General features: G+C 38.3%; 5 protein-coding genes. All 5 read right to left on the bottom strand.

Going from position 1 to position 6,344, the window contains the following annotated elements; all coding sequences use genetic code 11:
- Positions 1–229: 229 nt before the first annotated feature.
- The 5 genes from purT to hflX all read right to left on the bottom strand — a co-directional run bounded on the left by purT (position 230) and on the right by hflX (position 6,327).
- On the bottom strand, positions 230–1,411 hold the full coding sequence (purT, locus tag J3U42_RS10975) for a formate-dependent phosphoribosylglycinamide formyltransferase (protein WP_267336465.1): 1,182 nt from the start codon (positions 1,409–1,411) through the stop codon (positions 230–232).
- 87 nt (positions 1,412–1,498) lie between these two features.
- Positions 1,499–2,797: an adenylosuccinate synthase gene (locus J3U42_RS10970; protein WP_267336464.1), complete on the bottom strand. Its 1,299-nt coding sequence runs from the start codon at positions 2,795–2,797 to the stop codon at positions 1,499–1,501.
- A gap of 19 nt (positions 2,798–2,816) precedes the next feature.
- On the bottom strand, positions 2,817–3,779 hold the full coding sequence (gene hflC, locus J3U42_RS10965; RefSeq protein ID WP_220218504.1) for a protease modulator HflC: 963 nt from the start codon (positions 3,777–3,779) through the stop codon (positions 2,817–2,819).
- A 12-nt stretch (positions 3,780–3,791) separates the two neighbouring features.
- On the bottom strand, positions 3,792–5,003 hold the full coding sequence (gene hflK, locus J3U42_RS10960; protein ID WP_267336463.1) for an FtsH protease activity modulator HflK: 1,212 nt from the start codon (positions 5,001–5,003) through the stop codon (positions 3,792–3,794).
- A gap of 28 nt (positions 5,004–5,031) precedes the next feature.
- A complete protein-coding gene (gene hflX / locus J3U42_RS10955) occupies positions 5,032–6,327 on the bottom strand; it encodes a ribosome rescue GTPase HflX (RefSeq protein ID WP_220218502.1) in 1,296 nt (431 codons plus the stop codon).
- Positions 6,328–6,344 lie beyond the last annotated feature (17 nt).

Here is a 6,344-nt window from a genome sequence, read left to right as displayed (position 1 = left end):
TTTTTAGTCCGTAGACTTTTAATTTTTCGTCTCGCAAGTGCCCACACAGATTGTCTGTTTCTTATTTTTAAAGAGCTGACAGCTTTAAATTTAACCAAACATTTTGTTGTTTTAGTTTGCTGTCTCAAGGGTTGCGTATGTTACTCACTTCACATGTTTACGTCAACCCCTATTTTGCAAAATTTGCTTTTTTTGAATTAAGTGATTGCTTTTTACACAAAGTAATGCCCTATAGGGTTATTTTTAACTGTTTTACAATAGCATCGGCTTTATTTATTGCTTCTTCCACTGTTTCAGCGCTAGCAAGTGCAACCCCCATTCTTCGGCAACCTTCAACTTGTGGCTTGCCAAATAAACGTAAATCAGTATTTGGTTGACTTAATGCGTTATCTAAATTTGTGAACGATACCTGTTTTGACTCACCTTCAACCATTATCACCACAGATGCACTAGCATGATATTGTTCAATAAGTGGGATAGGTAAGCCTAATATAGCTCTGGCATGTAAGGCAAATTCAGATAAATTTTGCGAAATTAAGGTTACCATTCCGGTATCATGAGGACGAGGCGATACTTCACTAAACCAAACTTTATCACCTTTAACAAACAGTTCGACACCAAATAAACCGTGCCCGCCTAATGCTTGTGTTATTTTAGTTGCAATATCTTTTGCTTGCTCTAAAGCGTTACAAGACATTTGTTGAGGTTGCCAAGATTCACGATAATCGCCTTTTTCCTGACGATGCCCAATCGGTTCACAATAAGAGACACCATTGATATGCCTAACGGTTAATAAGGTAATTTCGTAATCAAAGTCGATAAAACCTTCTATGATGACTTTACCGCCACCAGCTCGACCACCTTCTTGTGCATATTTCCAAGCTAATTGAAGATCAGCTTCACTACGTAATAATGTTTGCCCTTTACCGGAAGAGCTCATCACTGGTTTAACTAAGCAGGGGTAACCAATCTCTTTTACCGCATTTTTAAATTCTTTTTCGGTTGAAGCAAACCGATAAGGAGAAGTAGGTAGATTTAGTTGTTCAGCAGCAAGGCGACGAATTCCTTCTCTATTCATGGTTAACGCGACTGCTTTTGCAGTGGGAATAACGGTAAATCCTTCTTGCTCTAATTCAACTAAAGTTTGCGTTGCAATGGCTTCGATTTCTGGAACAATAAAATCGGGTTTTTCCTGTTCAATAATTTTTCTCAGTTCATTACCATCTAGCATATTAATAATATGATAACGATGAGCAACTTGCATTGCTGGCGCATTCGCATAGCGATCAACAGCAATAACTTCACAACCAAACCTTTGTAGTTCTATCACCACTTCTTTAGCCAATTCACCTGCGCCACACAGCATAACTTTGGTTGAAGTGGGTGATAACGGCGTCCCTAATTTAGCCATAATGTCCTCATACTCAGTTAACTATTTTTAGTTTTAATATCCTAAAAATAAAAAATCGGGAAAATGCTCCCGATTTTTTATTTACAATTACGCTTGATAAGGATCACGTAGAATCATGGTTTCGCTACGATCCGGACCTGTTGAAATAATATCAATAGGGGTATCAGTTAATTCTTCTATCCGTTTGATATAGTTTTTTGCGGTGGACGGTAATGCATCAAAATTTTTCACACCAAAAGTTGATTCGCTCCAACCCTGCATAGTTTCATAAACAGGTTTTACCAAGCTCCAGTCTTCCGCTGCTGCTGGTGCATTTTTAATTACATCACCATTTGGTAATTGATAACCAACACAGATTTTAACTTCTTTAAGGCCGTCTAACACATCAAGTTTAGTTAAGCAAAATCCGGAAACCGAATTGAGTTGCACAGCTTTACGAACTGCAACCGCATCAAGCCAACCGGTACGACGACGGCGGCCTGTTGTTGCCCCAAACTCATTACCTTGTTTGCAAAGATACTCACCCACATCATCAAATAACTCTGTCGGGAAAGGACCAGCGCCAACACGAGTAGAATAAGCTTTAACAATACCTAATACATAGCCAACGTAACGAGGACCAAACCCTGATCCGGTCGCTACACCACCCGCTGTTGTGTTTGAAGAGGTAACAAAAGGATAAGTACCATGATCAATATCAAGTAAAGTGCCTTGCGCACCTTCAAACATGATTCTTTCGCCTTTTTTGCGTGCCTCTTCTAATAGCGTTGGTATATCAGCTATCATCGCAATTAAAATGTCAGCGATAGCGAGTGTATCATCCAGCACTTTTTGGTAGTCTACTGCTTCGGCTTTGTAGTAGTTAACTAGTTGGAAGTTATGATACTCCATTACCTCTTTTAATTTTTCAGCAAAAGCTTGGCGATCACGTAAATCCCCAACTCGAAGTCCACGACGAGCAACTTTATCTTCATATGCAGGACCAATACCACGACCGGTTGTACCGATTGCTTTACTGCCGCGCGCTTTTTCACGGGCTTGATCGAGTGCAATATGGTAAGGCAAAATTAATGGACATGATTCAGATATCAATAATCTTTCTTTAACAGGTATGCCGCTATTTTCCAGTTCCTTCATCTCTTTCATTAATGCATCCGGGCAAAGCACAACCCCGTTAGCAATAATGCTGATGACATTATTATGTAAAATGCCCGAAGGAATTAGATGTAATACCGTTTTTTCACCGTTAATCACTAAGGTATGGCCTGCATTATGCCCACCTTGATAACGAACTACATATTTTGCTTTTTCTGTGAGTAAATCAACAACTTTACCTTTGCCTTCATCACCCCATTGTGTACCTAGCACAACAACATTATTACTCATAGACTATTTACTCATTCAGTTATTTATCAGATTTTAATTTCATATATTGGAAAAATTCACTATCCGGGCTAATGACCATAACATCATTGCCAACAAAGCTTTGTTCATAAGCTTTTAAGCTACGAATAAAGCTAAAAAATTCTTTATCTTTACTAAATGCATCGGCATAAAGTTTAGCTGCATTGGCATCGCCCTCACCGCGGGTAGCACGTGATTGGCGTTCTGCTTCAGATAATATTTTAGTGGCTTGTAAAGTCGCACTTGCTCGTGTTTCTTCAGCTTTTTTGACACCTTCAAAACGTTTATCACGTGCAATAACTTCACGTTCAGCTCGCATTCTTGCATAGATAGAACCAGAAACCGCATCAGGGAAATTGATCTTTTTAATTCGCACATCAATTACTTCAACACCAAATGCTCGTAAGCTGGTTTTAGAACCTTCCGGATCTTTCTTGGCATCATTTACAAGTTTATCGATCGGTGTATTATCAACTGTTTCATGATGAGTACCATTTAAAGCATCTTTCACACGAATCATTAATGAGTTACGTGATTTAGTATCTGCATTAGAATCGTTGATAATGTCTTCATTACTGAGTTTACCGATCTCAGCTCTTAACCGTCCGTTTAAACGAGCTAATAATAAATCTTCGACATTATTACCGCCGGCAATTGTTTCATAATAACGGTTAAAATCCACAATTTTCCATTGCACAAAATAGTCTACAATCAACTCTTTTTTCTGAACATTAAAAAATCGTTGTTCTCGATTATTATTTGAACTATTGGTTGTTTGAATTTTTGCATCAATAACTTTAACGCTATCCATACCCGGAATTTTAAAATGTAGTCCCGGTGTTGATAACTCAATAATTTTATTGAATCGTAAAACCACACCACGAGTTCCTTCTTCAATCACGTAGACACTTGAGACAAGTACACCAATTAAAATCAAAACAAGAGGAATCAATAATTTACGCATTTATATTTCTCCTTAACGTCCAATAAACCGCGGTTCCCGCATTGTTCTATCAGTTGGCTGATTGTTCGGGTTAACGCTTTGTTGTGATTCACTCTTAGCTTCTGGTACAGTGATTATTGGTTCAGAAGAACTTGGTGTATTAAAATTGTATTCGCTATTTGAATCAATTGAATTAGTCGCTGGTTGACCTTTATTTTTCATTAATTGTTCTAAAGGTAATACCATTAAATTACCACTTTTATCATTAACAATGACTTTATTGGTTTTACTCAATATTTTTTCCATTGTCTCGATATATAAACGCTCTTTGGTTATTTCCGGCGCCGCTTTATATTGTGGTAGTAATTTTTCGAAGCGTGCTACATCACCCGCTGCTTCGAGTTCAACTTTGACTTTATAGGCATCTGCATCAGCTATAATTCTTGCTGAGTGACCTTCTGCTTGCTGGATTAATTGAACTTTATCGGCTTCAGCTTTTTTGATTTCACGCTCACTATCGCCTTGAGCACGAATCGCATCATCATAAGCATCTTGAACTTGATCAGGAGGACCGGCAACCTGGAAATTTAAATCAACGATATTAATCCCCATATCATACTGCGTAATAACATTAACTAGCTCATCTTTAGTGCTGCTTTCAAGAGCCGCACGGCCATCTGAAATAATTGCATCGATATTAGAGCTTCCTACTGCCGTTCTAAGTGCACTATCTGCCGCTTGGTGAAGACTATCTTTAACATTTGTTACATTAAATAAATATTTTATCGGATCGTTGATACGATACTGAACATTCATCTCAACATAAACCAGATTTTCACCGGTGGTCACAATATAGCCTTTAACATTGAAATTTTGTGTACCTTGCGTATCAACAACATACAAATTATCAACTAAAGGTATTCGCCAATTTAATCCGGGTTGAATAATTTCTGGCTGAACTTGACCAAAGCGAGTTATCACACCACGCTGGCTTTGATTAATAGTATAAAACCCACTTCCTGCCAAAATGAGGATAAGGGTGACAACAATAATACCAATAATTTTTGAGGCATTTATTGGCAACTTAGTGCCTTGTGACCCACCATTATTGTTTCCTGAGTTACCCTTTTTTAGAAGGTTATTAATGATATCCAATAAACCGCCTGATGATTTGGACGGTTTTTTGTTGTTATTTCCCCATGGGTCGTTATCTTGTCCGTTATTACCGGGCTGATTCCACGCCATATTTTAGATGCTCCATTTAACAATTAGTTTAGTTGTTATTTTGCGTATTGGTTAAGTATAGCAGATCTGGTTCTTGTTTACAGAGGCGATTCCATTCAATTAAAGGCATCCTCACATCAAGATGAAAACTACCATCTTTATTAATGAATTCATGTTCCACTGCATTTAACTGATAAAAACGACTTCTAAGTCTGGCTAAATGAGTTGGTAAGCTTAATTGACAAACTTGAATCTGTCTAGCAAGCCTTTCTTTTAATGCAATAAATAAGAGATCTAATCCTAAACCATTTTGCGCAGAAATCCAAACACGAATTGGCATTCCATTTTCATCACGATCAATACAGGGCTGTTTGTCGTCCATGAGATCGATTTTATTCATCACTAATAACGTTGGGATTTCATGTGCTTGAATTTCTAACAGTACTTCATCAACAGCATGAATATTATCCAGTAAATTAGGATCGGCTGCATCAACAACATGTAGCAGTAGTGCCGCTTCTTGCGTTTCAAGTAAAGTAGCTTTAAAAGCTGCGATAAGATCATGCGGCAAGTGACGAATAAATCCCACGGTATCGGCTAACACAACTTCGCCAACATCATCGACCATAATACGCCTTAATGTTGGATCGAGTGTTGCAAATAATTGGTCTGCGGCATAGACATCAGCATTTGTTAACTGATTAAAGAGTGTTGATTTACCGGCATTGGTATAACCGACTAATGAAACGGTAGGCAGATCGGCTTTGTTTCTTGATTGGCGATTTTGATTACGCTGTTTTTCAACTTTGGCAAGTCGGGATAAAATTAATTGAATTCGATGCCGGATTAAGCGTCTATCCGTTTCTAACTGAGTTTCACCGGGACCACGCAATCCTATCCCACCTTTTTGGCGTTCTAAATGTGTCCATCCTCGAACTAAACGAGTGGAAAGGTATTGCAATTGGGCTAACTCTACTTGCAGTTTACCTTCATGCGTTCTGGCTCGCTGAGCAAAAATATCGAGAATCAATCCTGTTCGATCAACTACACGGCATTCGCACAGTTTTTCAAGGTTACGTTCTTGAGTGGGTGTTAGTGTATGATTGACTAAAATAACCGATGCTTCAAGTTGTTTAACTTTTTCAGCGATTTCTAGGGCTTTACCCTCGCCGATAAAATATTTGGCTTGTGGTGATTTTCTTGAAGTTGTCACGATATCGAGAATGTCTATTTGAGCTGAAGAAACTAATACTTCAAACTCTTTTAGATCCTCGATATCGCTTTCTTGGGGGAAGAATACATGGACTAATAAGGCAGATTCACCGCCTTTATATCGCTCAAACAATCAAATTCTCCACTGAA

The organism is Gilliamella sp. B2923, assembly GCF_026536565.1.
Classification (GTDB): domain Bacteria; phylum Pseudomonadota; class Gammaproteobacteria; order Enterobacterales; family Orbaceae; genus Gilliamella.
Note: the sequence above shows the minus strand (reverse complement) of the source record. Positions and strands in the feature narration are given on the sequence as shown.

Coding starts and splice junctions, on each gene's coding strand:
- hflK (WP_267336463.1), bottom strand. CDS start 5,003: ATGGCGTGGAATCAGCCCGGTAATAACGGACAAGATAACGACCCATGG.
- purT (WP_267336465.1), bottom strand. CDS start 1,411: ATGGCTAAATTAGGGACGCCGTTATCACCCACTTCAACCAAAGTTATG.
- hflC (WP_220218504.1), bottom strand. CDS start 3,779: ATGCGTAAATTATTGATTCCTCTTGTTTTGATTTTAATTGGTGTACTT.
- J3U42_RS10970 (WP_267336464.1), bottom strand. CDS start 2,797: ATGAGTAATAATGTTGTTGTGCTAGGTACACAATGGGGTGATGAAGGC.